Source organism: Pseudochelatococcus sp. B33 (assembly GCF_053570585.1).
The window spans coordinates 163226-180318 of the sequence record NZ_JBSEFH010000008.1 but is presented as its reverse complement, the minus strand read 5'-3'; the positions used below and the strand labels follow the sequence as shown (position 1 = coordinate 180318).

Annotated in this window: 16 protein-coding genes and 4 pseudogenes; 12 read left to right on the top strand and 8 right to left on the bottom strand. The window is 62.2% G+C overall.

Annotated features, from left to right (window positions below; genetic code table 11):
• Positions 1–34 precede the first annotated feature (34 nt).
• Positions 35–1633, top strand: coding sequence for a M20/M25/M40 family metallo-hydrolase (locus tag ACUSIJ_RS11055; RefSeq protein ID WP_449308442.1), 1599 nt, complete (start codon positions 35–37; stop codon positions 1631–1633).
• A 33-nt stretch (positions 1634–1666) separates the two neighbouring features.
• Positions 1667–2668 (top strand): amidohydrolase family protein, encoded by a 1002-nt coding sequence (locus ACUSIJ_RS11050; protein ID WP_449308441.1) that lies wholly within the window; start codon positions 1667–1669, stop codon positions 2666–2668.
• Here ACUSIJ_RS11050 and ACUSIJ_RS11045 read toward each other — a convergent pair.
• The 4 genes from ACUSIJ_RS11045 to ACUSIJ_RS11030 form a co-directional block, all read right to left on the bottom strand.
• A complete protein-coding gene (locus ACUSIJ_RS11045) occupies positions 2650–3432 on the bottom strand; it encodes a polysaccharide deacetylase family protein (RefSeq protein ID WP_449308440.1) in 783 nt (260 codons plus the stop codon). The genes ACUSIJ_RS11050 and ACUSIJ_RS11045 overlap by 19 nt on opposite strands.
• Entirely contained in the window at positions 3429–4193 is a 765-nt protein-coding gene (locus ACUSIJ_RS11040; RefSeq protein ID WP_449308500.1) for a polysaccharide deacetylase family protein, read from the bottom strand. The genes ACUSIJ_RS11045 and ACUSIJ_RS11040 overlap by 4 nt, the downstream gene beginning before the upstream one ends.
• A 110-nt stretch (positions 4194–4303) precedes the next feature.
• Positions 4304–5386 carry an ornithine cyclodeaminase gene (locus ACUSIJ_RS11035; RefSeq protein WP_449308499.1) on the bottom strand — a complete coding sequence of 361 codons (1083 nt, stop codon included), beginning with the start codon at positions 5384–5386 and terminating at the stop codon, positions 4304–4306.
• Positions 5387–6280: 894 nt separating this feature from the next.
• Positions 6281–7192 (bottom strand): LysR family transcriptional regulator, encoded by a 912-nt coding sequence (locus ACUSIJ_RS11030; RefSeq protein WP_449308439.1) that lies wholly within the window; start codon positions 7190–7192, stop codon positions 6281–6283.
• A 188-nt stretch (positions 7193–7380) separates the two neighbouring features.
• On the opposite strand from ACUSIJ_RS11030, the gene ACUSIJ_RS11025 reads away from it, so the two are divergent.
• Entirely contained in the window at positions 7381–8367 is a 987-nt protein-coding gene (locus ACUSIJ_RS11025; RefSeq protein WP_449308438.1) for a glutathione S-transferase family protein, read from the top strand.
• A 176-nt stretch (positions 8368–8543) separates the two neighbouring features.
• Positions 8544–9146 carry an FMN-dependent NADH-azoreductase gene (locus tag ACUSIJ_RS11020; RefSeq protein WP_449308437.1) on the top strand — a complete coding sequence of 201 codons (603 nt, stop codon included), beginning with the start codon at positions 8544–8546 and terminating at the stop codon, positions 9144–9146.
• Between the two features lie 252 nt (positions 9147–9398).
• Here the strand turns inward: ACUSIJ_RS11020 and ACUSIJ_RS11015 are convergent, their stop codons facing one another.
• Genes ACUSIJ_RS11015 through ACUSIJ_RS11005 form a run of 3 tightly spaced genes read right to left on the bottom strand, consistent with a single transcriptional unit; the run spans position 9399 to position 10723 of the window.
• Complete coding sequence (locus tag ACUSIJ_RS11015) at positions 9399–10004, bottom strand: ATP-dependent Clp protease proteolytic subunit (RefSeq protein ID WP_449308436.1); 606 nt, start codon at positions 10002–10004, stop codon at positions 9399–9401.
• A 48-nt stretch (positions 10005–10052) separates the two neighbouring features.
• Entirely contained in the window at positions 10053–10412 is a 360-nt protein-coding gene (locus tag ACUSIJ_RS11010; protein ID WP_449308435.1) for an SRPBCC family protein, read from the bottom strand.
• Positions 10409–10723 (bottom strand): ArsR/SmtB family transcription factor, encoded by a 315-nt coding sequence (locus tag ACUSIJ_RS11005; RefSeq protein WP_449308434.1) that lies wholly within the window; start codon positions 10721–10723, stop codon positions 10409–10411. The genes ACUSIJ_RS11010 and ACUSIJ_RS11005 overlap by 4 nt, the downstream gene beginning before the upstream one ends.
• A 599-nt stretch (positions 10724–11322) precedes the next feature.
• Here ACUSIJ_RS11005 and ACUSIJ_RS11000 point away from each other — a divergent pair.
• From ACUSIJ_RS11000 to ACUSIJ_RS10970, 7 genes and pseudogenes are all read left to right on the top strand, one after another.
• Positions 11323–11811, top strand: coding sequence for a GSU2403 family nucleotidyltransferase fold protein (locus tag ACUSIJ_RS11000; protein ID WP_449308433.1), 489 nt, complete (start codon positions 11323–11325; stop codon positions 11809–11811).
• Positions 11808–11957, top strand: a complete 150-nt coding sequence (locus ACUSIJ_RS10995; RefSeq protein WP_449308432.1) for a hypothetical protein — start codon at positions 11808–11810, stop codon at positions 11955–11957. The genes ACUSIJ_RS11000 and ACUSIJ_RS10995 overlap by 4 nt, the downstream gene beginning before the upstream one ends.
• A 43-nt stretch (positions 11958–12000) precedes the next feature.
• Positions 12001–12187: pseudogene (locus ACUSIJ_RS10990) on the top strand (SRPBCC family protein); the annotation flags it as partial.
• 536 nt (positions 12188–12723) lie between these two features.
• Positions 12724–13072, top strand: a pseudogene (locus tag ACUSIJ_RS10985) (type II toxin-antitoxin system VapC family toxin); the annotation flags it as partial.
• Positions 13058–13624: pseudogene (locus tag ACUSIJ_RS10980) on the top strand (CRISPR-associated endonuclease Cas3''); the annotation flags it as partial. The pseudogenes ACUSIJ_RS10985 and ACUSIJ_RS10980, both read left to right, overlap by 15 nt.
• Before the next feature lie 478 nt (positions 13625–14102).
• Positions 14103–14531, top strand: a pseudogene (locus tag ACUSIJ_RS10975) (pyridoxal-phosphate dependent enzyme); the annotation flags it as partial.
• Positions 14532–14712: 181 nt separating this feature from the next.
• Positions 14713–15603: an AraC family transcriptional regulator N-terminal domain-containing protein gene (locus ACUSIJ_RS10970; RefSeq protein ID WP_449308431.1), complete on the top strand. Its 891-nt coding sequence runs from the start codon at positions 14713–14715 to the stop codon at positions 15601–15603.
• On the opposite strand, the gene ACUSIJ_RS10965 is transcribed toward ACUSIJ_RS10970, so the two are convergent.
• Positions 15585–15983: a helix-turn-helix domain-containing protein gene (locus ACUSIJ_RS10965; protein ID WP_449308430.1), complete on the bottom strand. Its 399-nt coding sequence runs from the start codon at positions 15981–15983 to the stop codon at positions 15585–15587. The two genes, ACUSIJ_RS10970 and ACUSIJ_RS10965, sit on opposite strands and share 19 nt — an antisense overlap.
• Positions 15984–16054: 71 nt before the next feature.
• On the opposite strand from ACUSIJ_RS10965, the gene ACUSIJ_RS10960 reads away from it, so the two are divergent.
• The gene (locus tag ACUSIJ_RS10960; protein ID WP_449308429.1) at positions 16055–17044 is read left to right on the top strand and encodes an aldo/keto reductase; all 990 of its coding nucleotides are present in this window, start codon (positions 16055–16057) and stop codon (positions 17042–17044) included.
• Positions 17045–17093 lie beyond the last annotated feature (49 nt).

The following is a 17093-nucleotide window of genomic DNA, read 5'->3' as shown; positions in this document are numbered from 1 at the left end:
TCACAATCCATCGCCATCGGTGTCGGAAGCGCGCATGCGAGAGCTGACGCTCGAATTGGTCGGGTGGCCGAGCGTCACCGGAACCGAGGGCGAGGCGGCGTTCGCCGACCGCCTCAAGAACCTGCTGCTTGGGCTCCCGGCCTTCTCGGCATCGCCGGGCAACATCCGCCTTGTAGACAGCCACGGTAATCCGAAAGCGCGAACGGTGGTGGCTCTCGCCAGAGGCACCGGCCGGCGCTGCCTGGTGCTCACCGGCCACTTCGATGTCGTATCCATCGACAACTTCAACGAGCTCACTGGCCTCGCCTTCGATCCGCTGAGCCTCAAGACCGCCATGCTCAAGGAGCTTGCCGAGGCGAAGCGAGGCGGGAAGGAAGAGCAAGCCTACCGGGATCTCTTGAGCGATGACTTTCTTCCCGCGCGCGGCATTCTCGACATGAAGAGCGGGCTGGCGGCCGGCATTGCCGCGCTCGAAGCTTTTGCCGCCGATCCCGAGCGGGTCGGGAATGTGCTCTTTGCCGCGATGCCCGATGAGGAGAACCGCTCCAGGGGCGCGCGCAGTTTCCGCGACGCGCTGCCGGCGCTCGCAGTCGAATGGGACCTCGATATCGTCGGCGCCGTCAATCTCGATTCAAACCATGGTCCGGGCGAGGAGGACGGTCGGTCGGTCTTTTTCGGAACGACCGCGAAATATTCCCCATTCGCCTTCGTCGTCGGGCAGGGGACGCATGTGGGCTCACCCTTCAGCGGTGCGAGCGCCCATCTGATGGCGGCTGAGATCATACGGGCCATCGAGACCAGCGCCGACATGGCGGATGAGAAGTTCGGCGAAAAGGCCGCGCCACCGGTTTGCCTCGAGGCCAAGGATCTGCGGCACGCCTATGACGTGACGACCCCCGATCGCGTCTGGCTGTCGTTCAACTGGCTGTGTTATGCGCGGACGGCGGCCCAAGTACTCGAGGAGTTTCGGACAAAGGTTGCCGCTTCCGCCGCTTCCGCGCTTGCGCTGCAATGGGACAATCGGAAGCGCTTTCTGGGCGCGGAAGGCCAGGCGCCCACGCCGCGAGTGATGACCGTTGCTGAACTCAAAACCGCCACCCTCGGCAGCCGGCCCGAAGCCGCTGCCTGGTTTGCCGAATTCGAGGACTCGCTGGCTTTGGAGGAGAATCCCCTCCGCATGAGCCGCATCGCGGTCGACCAGCTTGTCCGCAAGGCGGACCTGGATGGCCCTCTCGTCGTCATCGGCTTTGCGAGCCTTTATTATCCGGTTGGGCATTGCGGCACGGTCGAAGAAGGCACTGACGGCTTCCGAAGCAGAGTCGAGGCGGCGTGTGAGGCGGTCGAACGCTCGCATCAGACCCGGATTCGACGTAAGGAATTTTTTCCGGGCATTTCGGACATGAGCTTCTTCGGGCGTGGCGCCGCCCTCGGGGATAGCACCTTGGTGGCCGACAATACCGTCGCGTCCGCCCTTTCCGATCGACCGCCGGCAGGAGATCTCGAATTTCCGGTCGTCAACGTCGGACCGTGGGGCCGGGACGCGCACCAGAAGTACGAACGGTTGCACACCGGCTATGCTTTCGGCGTCCTCCCCCATCTGGTCTGCGCCATCATTCGCGAGGCTCTGGCCTGAGTGGTCGTTCCGTATAACCATCAAGGCAATTCCGTGCGATCACTCGCCGAGGCCGCGGCGTGGCAGGCCGGTGAGGACGAGGCGGTGCTCGAACCCGACCTGCCGATTGTCGATCCGCATCACCACATCTGGGTCAAGGAGAACAATGACTATCTCGAGGCCGATCTGGCGCGCGACCTCGGCAGCGGTCACCGCATCGTCGCTACCGTTTTCGTGGAATGCACGACAGAGTATCGCCGAGAGGGCCCGGAGGAAATGCGGCCTGTTGGCGAAACCGAATTCGCCGTGAGGACATTGCCGGCACGGGAAACGGCGCCTCGTTATGCCGCAGGCATTGTCGGGCGTGCTGATCTCACGCTCGCCAACCGCGTTCGGCCCGTGCTGGAAGCGCAGATCGAGGCGGGACAGGGGCGGTTCCGGGGTGTGCGGCAGCCCCTGCGCTGGGATCCGGAGGGGATCGGCCTGTTCGGCCAGTCCTTCCCGCAATCTCTGGCGCTCGATAAGGGCTTCCGACGCGGCGTTGCCGAACTTGGACCGCTCGGCCTCAGCTTCGACGGCTGGCTCTTCCATCACCAGATCGGCGAGTTCGCCGATCTCGCGACCGCCTTTCCCGACACACTGATGATCCTGAACCACATCGGCGCGCCGCTAGGCGTGGGCCGGTTCGAAGGGCGGCGGGCAGAGGTGTTCGATGACTGGCGAGCGGCGATGGCCGAGCTCGCGCGGCGGCCCAATGTCACCGTCAAGATCGGCGGTCTCGGTATGCTTTATTTCGGCTTCGGCTTCCACACCTGGCCGAAGGCCCCGCGGGCGGAAGATCTCGTCCAAGCCTGGGCTCCGTATGTGCGCGAATGCATCGAGCTTTTCAGCCCGTCTCGATGCATGTTCGAAAGCAATTTCCCGGTTGACAAGCAGAGCTGCAGCTATCGTAGTCTCTGGAATGCCTTCAAGCGCATTACGGAAGGCTTTTCGCCCGACGAGCGGGCGGATCTGTTCTCCCGCACTGCGGCCAGGGTCTATCGCCTGTCCATCTGAACCAGACGATCCTGGGCCTCGTCCTCGCATCGCCGTGCAACCAGACCCGCATCGTGGGCACGCCGGACCAGCCGCGACAGGATAGGCAATCGGGAGGAACGGGCGATACCGATGTCGGCGCGCGGATGAAGCGTCAGGCAGGCATAGCCGGCCACTGGCATCAAGGCATCCAGCTCTTCGGTGAGAAACAGCTCGGCGCGCGCATGAGGCAGCCTGCGGCTGAAATGGGTGGAGTCGGACAATCCTTCCGACCAGGGCAACTCGACCATTCCCGGCGCGCCGTCGGCCTCAAGTGCGTAGGGCGCATCGTCGTCGAGCGCGCTGCTATCATAGAGATAGCCGAGACCGGCAAGCAATCGCAGCGTGTTGGGCGAGAGAATGCCGTTCGGCGCCCTGTATCCCCTGGGCGCCCGGCCGGACAAGCGCGTAAGCACGTCATGGGCTTCGCCGAGCACATCGGCTTCCCGCGCCTCGTCCATGACGGCGTGATCCTCAAACGCCCGACCATGGCCGGCGATTTCGTGGTTGTCATCGAGGCAGCGCTGGAAAAGGTTCGGTACGCGCAGCGCTTCGCTCGACGGCCAGAAGAAGGTTGCCTTGACGTCGAGGTCGCGCAGGGCATCGAGCAAACGCGCAAGCCCGATCCGGTAGGCGTAGCGCCCATGCCCGAGACGGCCGTATAAAGCCTCGACATTCCCGCCCCCGGTGGCGGCTTCCGGGCCAAGACCATGAACGTTGACGGTGATGAGAAGGGTGTCAATCATGCCCGCGGCTCCGCCCACGCACCGGGATCGGCGAGACAATGCCGGGCGAGATCCTTGAGCGTGAGGAAGCCGAGCCCCGATACAGCACAGGCCGTTTTCAGGAAGCAGTCGAAGGCCGCGGCCCGCGCCGGCGTCCCGGACCCGTATCCGGCGCGCGGATGCACGGTGAAATGCACATAGCCCTCGGTCTCGACGAGCGCCTCCAGTTCCTCGATCCAGGTGCGGTAGGCTTCCTCGGCCGTCGCCTGACCTCGAACGAACAGCGGCGCATCATCGAGAGAGACCGTGTTGTTCGGAAGTATCACGAAATCCTCGGCAATCTTGCCATTGATCGTCGCAAGATAGGGCAGATCGTCGTCCTTCTCGCTCGCATCGTAGATATAACCCAGACCGCGAAGCGTCGGTAGCGTCACCACGCTCTTGCGGCCGGAGGGCGAGCACCAGCCCACGGGAGCTTCCCCGATGCAATCGGATAGAATGGCATGGGTCTTGGCCAGGAGGGCAGGTTCCCCGTCGCCGAGGTCGAAACCTTCGTGCTTGTAGCCATGAGCCGCGATCTCATGGCTCGCGCGATGAACGTCGCGCATGAGTTCGGGGTAGAGCTCGGCGTCATATCCGCACATGAAGAAAGTCGCCGGCACTCCATGACGCGCCAGGATATCGAGATGTCGGGGCAAGCCCCGCCGGACTGCGTACCTGCCCCTGGAATAGATTCCCAGGCCGTTCTGATTTCGGCCCGCTTCGACCGCCGGGCCGTCCATGTGAACCGTGATGCAGATGACCGCCCGCGCGCCATTCGGCCAACGGCTGGTCCTGAGGGCACGCGTTTCAGTTCCAGCCGACATGAGGCGCCTACGAACCGGGCAGGAGATCAGGCATGCAGGGGTTCACGACCACCTGAGTCGATCTGGAGCCTTCGCCGCAGCAGCATTCCGTAGAGGTCGCGCGGCTCGTCCGGATCGGCCAGGAGATCGAGATTTTGATAGTGTCCGGTCCCGGTCAGCTTGTCACGGACATAGCGCAGCGCCGAGAAGTCCTCGGTCGCGAAGCCGACACTGTCAAAAAGCGTCACCTGGTTCGCTCCACTGCGCCCCTGCGCCGACCCCGCGATGACGCGCCAAAGCTCGGTGACGGGATGGTCCGCGAGGAGCTGCTGGATTTCGCCCTCGATCCGGGTCTGGGGTGGGTATTCCACGAAAATGTCGGACCGCAGGAGGATGTCGCGATGCAGTTCCGTCTTGCCGGGACAATCGCCGCCGACGGCGTTGATGTGGATACCCGCTCCGATCATGTTGTCGGTGAGGATGGTCGCGTTCTGCTTATCCGCTGTTGCCGTGGTGACGATCTGGGCCCCTTCGACCGCATCCTCGGATGAACGGGCGACGTGGATCTCAAACCCCTTGCCCCGCAGGTTCCGCGCGCACCGCTCGGTGGCCGTGGGATCGATATCATAGAGGCGGAGCTTGTTCAGCCCGAGCAGGGCCTTGAAAGCGAGCGCCTGGAACTCGCTCTGGGCCCCATTGCCGATGATCGCCATACAGTCCGCGCCGACCGGAGCAAGGTATTTGGCGGCAACCGCTGATGTCGCTGCCGTACGCAATGCGGTCAGGATAGTCATTTCCGAAATCACGAGCGGGTAGCCGCTGTCGACATCGGACAGCACACCGAAGGCGGTAACTGTCTGTCTTCCGGTCTTGGTGTTCTTAGGATGGCCGTTGACATATTTGAAGCCATAGAGCGTGCCGTCGCTGGTCGGCATGAGCTCGATCACGCCGTCGCGCGAATGGGACGCGACACGCGGCACCTTGTCGAAGATCTCCCAGCGCCGAAAGTCGGCTTCGATATAGCCTGCGAGCTCCTTCAGGAATGTCTCCACCCCGACACGAAGGACAATATCCATCATATTCTCGACGCTGATAAACGGCACGATGTTTAGATTCGGAATGGCAGTCATCAATGGCACTCGTGAGGACAAAGAAGGCAGAATTCTGCTGGATTGAGCGAGACCGGCTTCCCCCTTTTTGAAAGGGCGGAGACGTCGATGCCGCGCTCACAGGTCATCATGCCATAGAGGCAAGCGATATCCAATCTAAAGTTTTTTGGATGACAAAGAACATTTTCCCTTCACGTCTGTGGTTTGGGCTTGCCGTTGGGTGCGCGGGTCAATCATACGAGGCCGTGTTGACTCACACCAAGAGCGCGAGGCCCATCGTTGCATTGAAATAGATTGTCGTCGGGTTGGGAATGCTCGGGATAGTATTTGCAACCTCGGCTCTGGCTCAGGATACAGGTCCTCGAACCATCGCGCACGAGATCGGCGAAACCGTCGTTGAAGGAACATCCGGGCGTATCGTTGCTCTTGAATGCTCCTTCGTGGATGCCCACGAGTCCCTGAGAAAGCTTCCAGCCGGGATCGCCGATCGCTTCCGGCTGTCAGGGCGCCAGCCATCGTTCGTCCGGCTCAGTACGATGGCGGCGGAGGCACCGGAGCGGACGGAGGCAGTGTAGTGGCACTATACGGCGTCGGCCAGCCGACAGATTGACCGACCTTTGTGGTGTGACATCCGGCGAGCGAGACGGAGGCAAGCAGGAGAATGGCGAAGCGGATCATGCGGGCCTCGATATGGGCTGGCGGCAGAATGGTTCCCCGCAACCGCACGGCTTCAGCAGACAGGCCGGCGGTGCCGGATAGCACGGCCTTCATCTGCCATGCTCGTTCCCCATCCGAATAGACGCCATATTCCGGGATTATCCATCCGCATCACCGATAGGCGAGGCGAATGGCCGAACTGCCGAGGCGGACAGACGGCGCATCCGGCAACCTGCCTCGATAGGCTCCGGGTTTACTTCAGCACGTCCGGTCTGATCCGGCACAGGACCTCAGCCGCTCGATCAGCCACCGCCCTGCAGGGCCCGGTGGCTCGTTCGAGCGATAAGCCACCGAAATGGGCAGCTGCAATCCGCTCCCGGGCACATCTTCGATGGCAAGCTCGACCAGACGCCCGCTTTCAATATCCGCTTTCACCGTATGAAACGGCATGCCTCCCCACCCCAGACCATTCAGCAGAAACGTGTGCTTGGCGAAGAGATCGGCAAGCCGCCATGTCTGGGACGACAGTACGCCGAACTCTCGCCCTTTCGACAGGTCGGTACGATCGGTCAGCACGAGCTGGACATGCCTGGAAAGCTCGGCCCTTGGTATCGTGCCCGCATGGGAGGCGAGCGGATGATCCGCAGCCGCGACCAGGCAGAAGCCGATGCTGGAAAGCGGCTCGCTCATGATACCCGGCGGCATCATGGGCAGGGAACCGACGATGCCCACGCTGGCGCGCTGATCGAGCACCAGTTGGAAAGCCCCGCCCAACGCCTCGACATAAAGGCGCAGCGGCACGCCCGGAAACCGTTCACGGAACTCCTTGGCCGCCTCGGCCATGACATGGATGGGAAAGAATACATCGATAACGACGGATAGCTCGGGTTCCAGTCCCGTGGCCATGCCTCTGGCCCGTGACTTCAATGTATCGACGTCCGCAACGATCGAGCGCGCGCTGGTAAGCAGCGCTCTGCCCGCTGCGGTGAGTTGCGGATAGCGTCCCCTGCGATCGAAAAGATCGACACCGAGCTGGAGCTCGAGGCCGCGCACCAGTTCGCTGACGGCGGACTGGGCACGTCCAAGTTTGCGTGCCGCCGCAGAGAAGCTGCCTTCATCGACGGCAACGATGAATGTCCGCAGCTGGTCGAGCGACAGACCGTCGAGCATCCCGTACCTCGTCGTGTATCGGCTCATCCGATGGATAATCCCGGAACATACCATCTGTTCAGATGGACTGCAAACATGGCATAGGGAAGCTGCCATCAGGCCCGTTGCTCAAACCGCGCATGGAAAACCGCGCATAGGGCAAGTGTCTGCGGCAGGGGGGAGCGGCAGAACGGATGAAAGTATAGACCATGGGTGAATTGATCGCTGGGGTCTGGCAAAGGGCCGGTTTCAGCATCGATGCCGAGACGGGGACGCTCAAGCGTCCGCCATCCATCTTCCGCAGCTGGATCACACCGGACGGAACCGCAGGGCAGGGAAAGCGCGGCTTCAAGGCCGAGGCCGGACGCTACCACCTATACGTCTCGCTGGCCTGCCCGTGGGCGCATCGCACGCTGATCATGCGCAATCTCAAGGGGTTAGCCGATATCATCAGTGTCTCGGTGGTCCATTGGCTCATGGGCGCAGACGGTTGGACGTTCAATCCCGGTCCGGGCGTGATCTCCGATACGGTCAACGGCACGGCGAAGCTCCATGAGATCTACACGCTCGCGGATCCGGTCTGCACGTCGCGGGTCACCGTTCCGGTGCTATGGGACAAGAAGGAGCGAACCATCGTCTCCAACGAATCCTCCGAGATCATCCGCATGTTCAATTCGGCGTTCGACCATCTCGGAGCCAGGGAGGGCGACTATTACCCCGCCCATCTGCGCGCCGAGATCGACGACGTGAACGGCCGTGTCTACGACAACCTCAACAACGGCGTCTACAAGACCGGTTTTGCCACCACCCAGGCCGCCTATGAGCGAGAGGTTGCCGCCATATTCGAGACCCTCGACTGGCTGGAAGCACGTCTGGCGCAACAGCGCTATCTGGTCGGCGGGCAACTCACGGAGGCGGACATCCGCCTGCTGCCGACCCTGTTGCGCTTCGATCCGGTCTATTTCGGCCATTTCAAGTGCAATCTCCGCGCGCTCGTCGATTACCCGGCGCTGTGGGCCTATACGCGGCGGCTGTTCCAGCATCCCGACATCCGGCCCACGGTCGATTTCCGGCATATCAAGTCGCACTACTATGCCAGCCATACCTTTCTGAACCCGAGCGGCATCGTTCCGGTCGGCCCGGAACGCGACTTCGATGCGCCGGTCGATCCTCAGGCCACGTTCAGCCCTGTCTGACGGCTTCAGGTCGCCGCCTTCGGCGCCGGATCCTGGAGTCTCGATGCCCGCCGGCTGCTGGCGGTTTCCTGATGCCGATCCGACCGACACAGCAAGGCCCCATCCGGCGATGGCTGGGCCAACTCTTCCGGTTTCGCAACGCCGGACAACCATCTTCAACAGCGAAGGAAAACGACATGTCGACCATTCTCGTCCTCAACAGCAGCGTTCTCGCCGATGAATCCGTTTCCAGGACTCTCGTCGACGACGCCGTACGACGCCTGTCCGGCAACGACCGGGACGCAACCGTCATCCAGCGGGATCTGGGCTCCACACCCATTCCACACCTGACGACCGCCAATGTGGCCGGTGTGCGGGGAGAGCCGAAGACCGATGCGGAGCGGGCTGCGCGGGCGCTCTCGGACGAACTGATCGCCGAGCTGCGCAAGGCGGATACCATCGTCATCGGTGCGCCGATGTACAACTTCAGTATCCCCACCGGGCTGCGGGCGTGGTTCGACCATGTCCTGCGCGCCGGCGAGACGTTCAGCTATTCGGAAGCCGGCCCGCAGGGACTGATCACCGGCAAGCGCGTGATCGTCATCGAGTCGCGCGGTGGTCTCTATTCGGAAGGCCCTGCACAGGCGATCGATTTCCAGGAGCCCTATCTGCGGACGCTCCTCGGCTTCATCGGGTTGACCGACGTCACCTTCATCCATGCCGAGAAGATCGGCTTCGGGCCTGAAGCACGCGAGGCGGCACTCGCCGGTGCCAGGCAGGCGCTCGCCGCGGCGGCCTGACCCATCGCACAGGCAGCCGCAAACCGTCCATGATGTCATTGAGCGTTGCAACTGCGAGCGAACGGTCGGAAGGTCCCGCATCGCCGACGCTTCCCGCGCGCATTTGCTGCGGCAAATACGAATGGCAGGTTTCGGGAAGCTGATTGCGAAGACCGGACGGCGGGGGTCAGGGCCGGGGCACGTCGTCCGACTGGCATTGACTGCAGCACGCGCTGCATTACGTTGCTGTCCGACGCTTCGAGCCCTTTCCGGTCATTCCGTCATCGCGCGTTCGGTGAGAATGCGGTCGATCAGGCCCCATTCCAGCGCTTCTTCTGCCGTCATGAAACGATCGCGATCCATGGCACGCTCGAACTCCTGATAGGTCCGGCCGCAATGGTCAGCATAGAGCCGCGTTATGCGGTGCCTGGTCCGCCTGATTTCCTCGGCGTGGATGAGCATGTCCGACGCCTGCCCCTGAAAGCCGCCTAACGGTTGGTGGATGAGGATGCTGGCGTTGGGCAAGGCGGCACGCGCACCGGGTTCGCCTGCCATCAACAGGAACGATCCCATCGAGCGGGCCGTCCCCATGCAGAGCGTGTGAACAGGTGCCCGGATGTATCGCATGGTGTCGTACATCGCGAAGCCGCTAGTAACGACACCGCCGGGCGAATTGATATAGAGCTGGATCGATTTCCTGGGGTTTTCGGCCTCCAGAAACAACAACTGCGCGCAGATCAGCGCGGACACCTTGTCGTTCACCTCGCCATTCAGAAAGATAATCCTTTCTCGAAGCAAGCGGGAATAGATGTCGAAAGAGCGCTCCCCACGGCTGGATTGCTCGATGACCATAGGGACGAGTTGCATCGTTTCGCGCATAGGCGAACTCCTGTCCGCTGATTTTTCAGTTGCTAGACCGAGATGCTGTCAGGCGGCGCGCATCAGCCGGGGCCAGTTGTTGTTGGCCGCTGGGGGTATACGTGGAGCCAGTCGCGCATCCACCAGCCCATGAACGATTCTGAGTATCGTGCCGCCGTTCGTGTCGGGGCTGACCTGAAACGTGACGATGCTTTCAAGGAATGGCAGCTCGCCATCGCGCATTCTGTAGCGGATTTCCTCGCCTGGTGCCGTGGAGACGGGCTCGGTGTCGGCCAGTTCCCCCTCGGGCAACCATTTTTCCCGAAAAGCCGGGATGCTGATCGCCCGCCAGACCTTTTCAGGTGGTGCGTCGAGTGCGTATTCGAGCACCAGATCCTTCGCCTTTCCTTTGGCCTCCATATCGCTCATTGGTCCATGTCCTTCAGCAAAGCCTTCAATGCATCAATCCGCGCCGGCCAGTAGGCGCGATATTTCGCCAACCATCCGGCGATGAGCGCCAGCCCCTCCGGATCGACCTCGTAGTTCACGAAGCGCCCCCGCCGCTCTTCTCGCACCAGCCCCGCATTGCGCAGCACAGCAAGGTGCTGGGACATGGCCGGCTGGCTGATGTTCATGCCGTCTCGCAAGGCACCGGCGTTCATGCTGCCGCTCGCCAGCTTCTCGAAGATCGCGCGACGTGTCGGGTCGGCCAGAGCTTTGAATATTTCATTCTCGGTCATGCCAACAGATAAGCATACACTTATCTGATTCGCAATGCCGATGCTATTCCAGGCTCACCAGCAAACGACCACCCCCCTCCGCGTCTTCGGCTGCACCGACCCGCAGAAGCGTATCATGGGTGACCGAGTGGCCATCCCGCAGGAAAGATATGCGTCGAAAAAATTATTGATGCACACTCGCGTTTGCGTGCAGCAAAAGCATATTTGATGCACATATCCCGAGGGAACTCGATGACCATAGCCTCCCGTGCCGCGCAGGTGGCTTACTAGGACCTGCTGCGGCTTCATCTCAATGAGACCGCCTCGGAGCTGATCGGCAGCATTGAGGAACGGTCGCGCAACGGGCGCACCTATCTCTACGACAAGTTCCGGATAGGCACCGAGATGAAGAGCCGCTACCTGGGCGAAGGCACCCCCGAGTTGCGTGCCCGCCTCGCGCGCGCCGCCGAGCTGAAAGCTGAGGCCGATGAGCGCCGGAAAACGATGGCGCGGCTCGCCCGCGTATTGCGCGCCGAGGGGTTCATCGGTGTCGATCGTGATACCGGCTCGCTGCTGCTGGCTTTTCCCGCGCGGGGGTCTTTCGCCTTGGCGGCACGCTCGTGGGCACGGCGGCCTACAGCCTTTATCAAGGAGAGCTGGGCGTGCGCTTCGGCTCGGAAGAGCTGGCGCAGACAGGCGATATCGATTTCGCCAGCCTCGAGCGGCTGTCAGTCGCCTTGGGGGACAAAGTCGGGAAAAACCCCGGGGAAATTCTGCAGGCACTGAAGTTCGACCCGGTGCCGGGCAGTCAGGATCGGCAGATCTGGAAGTGGAAGCAGAGCCATGGGGAGGCGATGGTCGAGTTCCTGACGCCCGCCTTCGGCGACGAGCGAGTCAAGCCCCTGCCTGCGCTGAGTGTCAGTGCGCAAGCTCTCAACTATCTGAATTTCCTGATTGCCGCGCCCATTCCGGCAATCGCGCTCTACCGTTCGGGCGTGCTGGTGCAAATCCCGCGGCCCGAGCGTTTTGCGATCCACAAGTTGATCGTCGCCGTGGCGGCCCCGATCAAGCGAAAGCACGCAAAGACCGTGGCCAGGCCGCGTTTTTGAGCTCGATCCTCGCCGAGGACCGGCCCGACGACCTGCGCGAGGTTTTCGAGGACGCCCTCTCGCGCGGCCCGCGTTGGCGCGAACGGCTTGAGGCCAGTCTGGCAAGGCTGCCGATGACCGCTGAGATCCTGCGCGGCATCATCTGAAGTGCCGGGCGGGGAGTGGACGTCCATAGTGACTTGAACGAACGGCTTACAGAGGCCGAAGCACGCCGATGCCAGGGTCTCGTTCGAGGACACCGACGGGAGCGATGAAGGTCGCGCTGGAGATGATCTTCAGCACGGCGGCCGAGTTCCAAGAGGCCAGGGGCTTCGGTGCGGTGGAGCTGGGGCTCCAGACCCTGGGCAAGCTGGCGCGCTTCGTCAGGACCGAGTGAAAAGCTGCGGCCGCCGAAGCGAATGCGGTTTCGATTGGCGTAGTCGAGCGTCTTATGGACGTGGCGGGGAAGCCGGCACGATTCGATCCGGTGACGTTCCGATCGGGACTCTTGCAGAGGTGACTGATACAATTTCCGCGCTTGTGCTCAAAAAACATATAATATCATAAGCTTATCAAAAAGGAAAATGTGCCGCCAAAACTACGCCGCTGCTCGCACTAATCCTCTGCCGTCTTCGGAAATAATCCGTTCAAGGAGTTGCCGATACGTCGAGAAGAATTGCAAGTAAAGATGGTTGCAGGTCCCCACAACCAAATCAGATACAAAAAGCCCCGCTAAGCCAATAACTTATTGGGGCTTTGGTTCGGCCGTTCATGCAGTAAAAAGTCTTCCTCAATAAAATAAATCGATTAGCTTGCCATGCTCAAACCGAGGGGGCATGGCTAGCAGCCAACTATATCCATCCTTTTTGAGCAGGTGGAGCAGTGTCCCTATTATTGCCACCTTGGCGGTTGAGCTAGGGTTCTCTATCGCTGATGGCGATCGTTCTGGACGAACCGGAGGCGGATGTCTCCGCCGCTGTTCTCGAAGCCGAGGATCATTTGCTGATTTCCGCCGGCACGGTTGCCGAAGCGCTGATCGCCGCCAGACGCCGCAATGCGGGCAAGGAGATGGAGCGGCTGATCGGCGGGTTTGGCTTCGAGATCGTCAACGTAACCGCGTCGGCGCGGCGCATTGCCGAGCCCTATGAGACATGGGGAAAGGGCATTCACCCGGCCTCTGAATTTCGGGGACTGTTTTGCTTATGAGTTGGCGAAGGAGTACTGCTGCCAATTGCTGTACGTTGGGCAGGATTTCACGCAAACGGATGTGCAAAGTGTTCTGAGGCAGGCGGCCAAGCCAGGAGGCGACGTGATTTATTATGCGCATACAGGTAAAAGAGCTGACAAAGGTGATTGGCAGCTTCTGAAAGATCACCTGCCGGCTGTTGCCGATCTTGCTGGGGAAATGGCCAGGCCGCTGGGGTTGGAAAACGCCGCCCGTCTGGCCGGCCTGCTGCACGATCTGGGAAAATATACCGTTGCCTTTCAGGCACGTCTTGATGGGGCGTCGGAAGGGGTCGACCATTCGACGGCAGGGGCGCAGGCGGTTCTGTCGCTTACGTCTGGACATGACAAAAGCATTGCCGAACTGATTGCCTATGCCATCGCCGGCCATCATGCAGGGCTGCCGGACCGGCGGGGCGAGGCACGCGGTACGCTGAGCGATCGTCTCGAAAAAAGCATGGGCCCTCTCGATACCGTCTGGGAAATGGAGCTGGCCGCCAGCCCTGAAAGACTCGTTCCCGGATTTTTCTCACGCATCCGCGGGCCCTATGCGGCTTTCCAGATCTCGGTTATCGGGAGGATGATCTTTTCCTGTCTTGTCGATGCTGATTTCAGGGATACCGAGGCTTTCTACATGGCGCTGGAAGGCCGGCAGGTCGACCGCGAATGGGGGGCTCTTCGGGCGCTGCTGCCTGGCTTTCGTAATGCTTTCAACACCTTCATGCAGGGCAAGAAACGCGACACGCCCCTGAATCAATTGCGCAACGATATTCTTGGCTTTGTGCGCGGCCAGGCCGTAAAGAAACCCGGACTCTTTACGTTGACCGTACCGACCGGCGGTGGCAAGACGTTGGCTTCTCTAGCTTTCGCGCTAGACCATGCGCAAGTGCATGGCCATACGCGTATCGTCTATGCCATTCCCTTCACGTCGATCATCGACCAGACGGCGGCGATCTTTCGCGAGATTCTCGGGGATGCGCACGTGCTGGAACATCACTCCGCCATCGATGAGGAGAAAGTCGACCCCGACAGGCCGCCGCAACAGCGGGACAAGCTGAAGCTCGCCATGGAGGACTGGGCCGCGCCGGATCGACACGCTGCTGGTCGCCGTCGGCGGGGGCGGGCTGATCGGCGGCATCGCCGCCTGGTTTGCCGGCCGCAAGCGGATCGTCGCGGTGGAACCCGAAAGCGCGCCGACGCTGCGCATGGCGCTCGATGCCGGCCGGCCCGTCGATGCGCCTGCCGGGGGAATTGCAGCCGATTCGCTCGCGCCGAAGCGGGTCGGCGGCCTGATGTTCCCCATCGCCCAGGCCTATGTCGACCACTCGATCCTGGTCGGCGACGACGATATCAGGCGAGCGCAGGCCGCGTTGTGGGGGGCGGCTCATATCGTTGCGGAGCCTGGTGGCGCGACCGCCTTCGCAGCGCTCTTGAGCGGAAAATATGCGCCCGCACCAGACGAGAAGGTCTGCGTTCTTGTTTGCGGAGCGAATACCACCGCAGTGCAGTTTGACTAGAAGCCTTGGCAACATGGCTTGCAGCTGTCGCGAGTGGCTCGAAACGCACGAGAGATCCCACTCGTCCACTGCTCATTCGCTGCGACGGAAAGTAGGCCGGATGCCGGAACGCCGCTCATCCGATCCTGCCTGATCCTGCTTTTCGCTTGATTGCCAACGGTTCGCGTGACAGAGCTTCGCCATGGACACCCGGCTTCAGGAACTCAGGCAACTCGCGGCGCATGCAGAGAACCGGCGCACCGAGACCGGCATTCCGCGTGTCGCGATGGTGCAGGGCGAAATCCCCGAGCACCGGCTTTCGGCTGTCTACGACCCGATGATCAACCTGATCCTGACCGGCTCCAAGACGCTGACCGTCGGTGACCGGACGTTCCACTATGATCCGGCAACCTATTTCGTGATGTCGGTGGAGCTGCCTGCCGCGGGCTCCGTCCATCCTTCGGAGGCGGGCGAGCCCTATCTGGCGATCAGCCTGACGCTCGCCCCGCCGATCGTCGCGAACCTCCTCGCCGACCTGCCCAGACCTGCCGGTGGCGGCCTCTACGGCTCAGGCTTCTCGGTCGCGCCGGTGACCGCGGAACTGCTCGACGCATGGCTGCGCATGTTGCGGCTGATGGAATGCCCGGACGAGATCGCAGCCCTTGCACCTGCCTATGAGCGGGAAATCCTGTTTCGCGTTCTGCAAGGCCCGCTCGGCTGGATGTTGCGCGACACCGCGGTGCCTGACACGGCCCTGTCGCGGATTTCCGTCGCGATCCGGTGGATACGGGAGAATTTTGCCAAGCCGCTCCGGGTCGAGGCGCTCGCCGAGATGGCGGCGCTGAGCGTGTCCGCCTTCCATCGCCACTTCAAGGCGGTCACGGCACTGAGCCCGCTGCAGTATCAGAAGCACATACGCTTGCTGCACGCGCGTTCGCTGCTGATGGCCGGCGCGGGAAATGCCACCTCGATCTCCTACGGCGTCGGCTACGAAAGCCCGACCCAGTTCAGCCGGGAATACGCCCGGCTGTTCGGGCTGCCTCCGTCGCGGGACATCGCCAAGTTGCGGGAGCATCAGCGCGATTTCGCATAGTGATCGAAGCGCGGGGGAGGACCTTTCCCTTCTTCGAGCCAGGCCAGCTTGTCGGAGACATAGGCGATCATGCGGTCGATGTGGTCGCGCCGTTCCTGCAATTGCCTGAGCTGGCCCTCCAGAACCTCTCTGGTGCGCTCCTGCGTCAGACGTCCCGCTGCATTGTCATGCAGAAGCTGGCTGATCTCGCGCAAGGGCAGGCCGAGCGACTGCTGCATGCGGATCAGGCCGACCGTCTCGACGTCCTTGTCCGAGAAGATCTGGTAGGGACGGTTGCCGCCCTTGGAGCCCGTCGCAGGTTTCAGAAGCCCGAGGCGCACGTAGAAACGCACCGCGTCGGGGGTGAGATCCGTCTTTTTCGCAAATTCCGAGATCAGCATATCATTGCCTATTGACCATGGACTATACTCCACACTTATAGGAGGTGCTTGTCAAGCAATGGAGAGAGTCAATGACAAGCACCCCGACGAAAATCCCCCCGGTCAAACTCGGCGCGAACGGCCCGCTGGTGGGCGCCCAGGGCCTCGGCACCATGGCGATGGCCACCGGCGTCTACGGCGACACCGACGAGAAGGAAGCGGCGGCCACGCTGGAGCATGCCCTTGAGCGTGGCGTCACGCTCTTCGATACGGCCGACATGTACGGCGATGGCCGCGGCGAGGAGTTCGTCGGCGCCTTCGTGCGCAGGCACCGCGACGAGGTCGTGCTGGCGACCAAGTTCGCCTTCGTGCTGAAAGAAGGCACCCAGTACGACTTCGCCATCAGCAACCGGCCCGAATACATCCGCTCCGCCGTCGATGCCTCGCTGCGTCGGCTCGGCGTCGACGTGATCGACCTCTACTATATGCACCGGCGCGACCCGGAGGTTCCGCTGGCCGATTCCGTCGGCGCGATGGCCGATCTGGTCAGGGCCGGCAAGGTGAAGCACCTTGGAATGTCGGAAGTGACCGGTGAGGAACTGCGCGAGGCGCATGCGATCCATCCCATCGCCGCTATCCAGTCGGAATGGTCGCTGTTCTCGCGCGACATGGAGCAGACCTCCGTGCCCGTCGCCGCCGAACTCGGGATCGCCTTCGTGCCCTATTCTCCGCTCGGGCGCGGCATGCTGACGGGCGCGATCCAGTCGGCGAAGTTCGATGCGAGCGACGTGCGCAACTTTTTTCCCCGTTTCGGCGAGGGGGCTCTGGATGCCAACGCCCGGCTCGTCGCGGAAATCGGCAAGATCGCCACGGCGCACGCGGCGACCCCAGCCCAGATCGCCCTTGCCTGGGTGCATGCGCGGAGCGAGGCACATGGTCTTACGGTCGTTCCCATTCCCGGCACCCGCAAGCGCAACCGGCTGGACGACAACCTCGGTGCGCTCGACGTCCGGCTGACTGCCGGCGATCTCGACACGTTGGGCCGACTCGCCGACGAAGTGCGCGGCAATCGCCTGCCGTAGCGTTCGATGGAGCCGTTGTGGTGTCCGGCCGCCGAAGCCTGCCTGCGCG

What these genes read in the sequence shown, in the direction of transcription:
- ACUSIJ_RS11055 (WP_449308442.1), top strand. Translation starts at nt 35, where the DNA reads ATGCGAGAGCTGACGCTCGAATTGGTCGGGTGGCCGAGCGTCACCGGA.
- ACUSIJ_RS11045 (WP_449308440.1), bottom strand. Translation starts at nt 3,432, where the DNA reads ATGATTGACACCCTTCTCATCACCGTCAACGTTCATGGTCTTGGCCCG.
- ACUSIJ_RS11040 (WP_449308500.1), bottom strand. Translation starts at nt 4,193, where the DNA reads ATGGACGGCCCGGCGGTCGAAGCGGGCCGAAATCAGAACGGCCTGGGA.
- ACUSIJ_RS11035 (WP_449308499.1), bottom strand. Translation starts at nt 5,386, where the DNA reads ATGACTGCCATTCCGAATCTAAACATCGTGCCGTTTATCAGCGTCGAG.
- ACUSIJ_RS11030 (WP_449308439.1), bottom strand. Translation starts at nt 7,192, where the DNA reads ATGCTCGACGGTCTGTCGCTCGACCAGCTGCGGACATTCATCGTTGCC.
- ACUSIJ_RS11025 (WP_449308438.1), top strand. Translation starts at nt 7,381, where the DNA reads ATGGGTGAATTGATCGCTGGGGTCTGGCAAAGGGCCGGTTTCAGCATC.
- ACUSIJ_RS11020 (WP_449308437.1), top strand. Translation starts at nt 8,544, where the DNA reads ATGTCGACCATTCTCGTCCTCAACAGCAGCGTTCTCGCCGATGAATCC.
- ACUSIJ_RS11015 (WP_449308436.1), bottom strand. Translation starts at nt 10,004, where the DNA reads ATGCGCGAAACGATGCAACTCGTCCCTATGGTCATCGAGCAATCCAGC.
- ACUSIJ_RS11010 (WP_449308435.1), bottom strand. Translation starts at nt 10,412, where the DNA reads ATGAGCGATATGGAGGCCAAAGGAAAGGCGAAGGATCTGGTGCTCGAA.
- ACUSIJ_RS11005 (WP_449308434.1), bottom strand. Translation starts at nt 10,723, where the DNA reads ATGACCGAGAATGAAATATTCAAAGCTCTGGCCGACCCGACACGTCGC.
- ACUSIJ_RS10970 (WP_449308431.1), top strand. Translation starts at nt 14,713, where the DNA reads ATGGACACCCGGCTTCAGGAACTCAGGCAACTCGCGGCGCATGCAGAG.
- ACUSIJ_RS10965 (WP_449308430.1), bottom strand. Translation starts at nt 15,983, where the DNA reads ATGCTGATCTCGGAATTTGCGAAAAAGACGGATCTCACCCCCGACGCG.
- ACUSIJ_RS10960 (WP_449308429.1), top strand. Translation starts at nt 16,055, where the DNA reads ATGACAAGCACCCCGACGAAAATCCCCCCGGTCAAACTCGGCGCGAAC.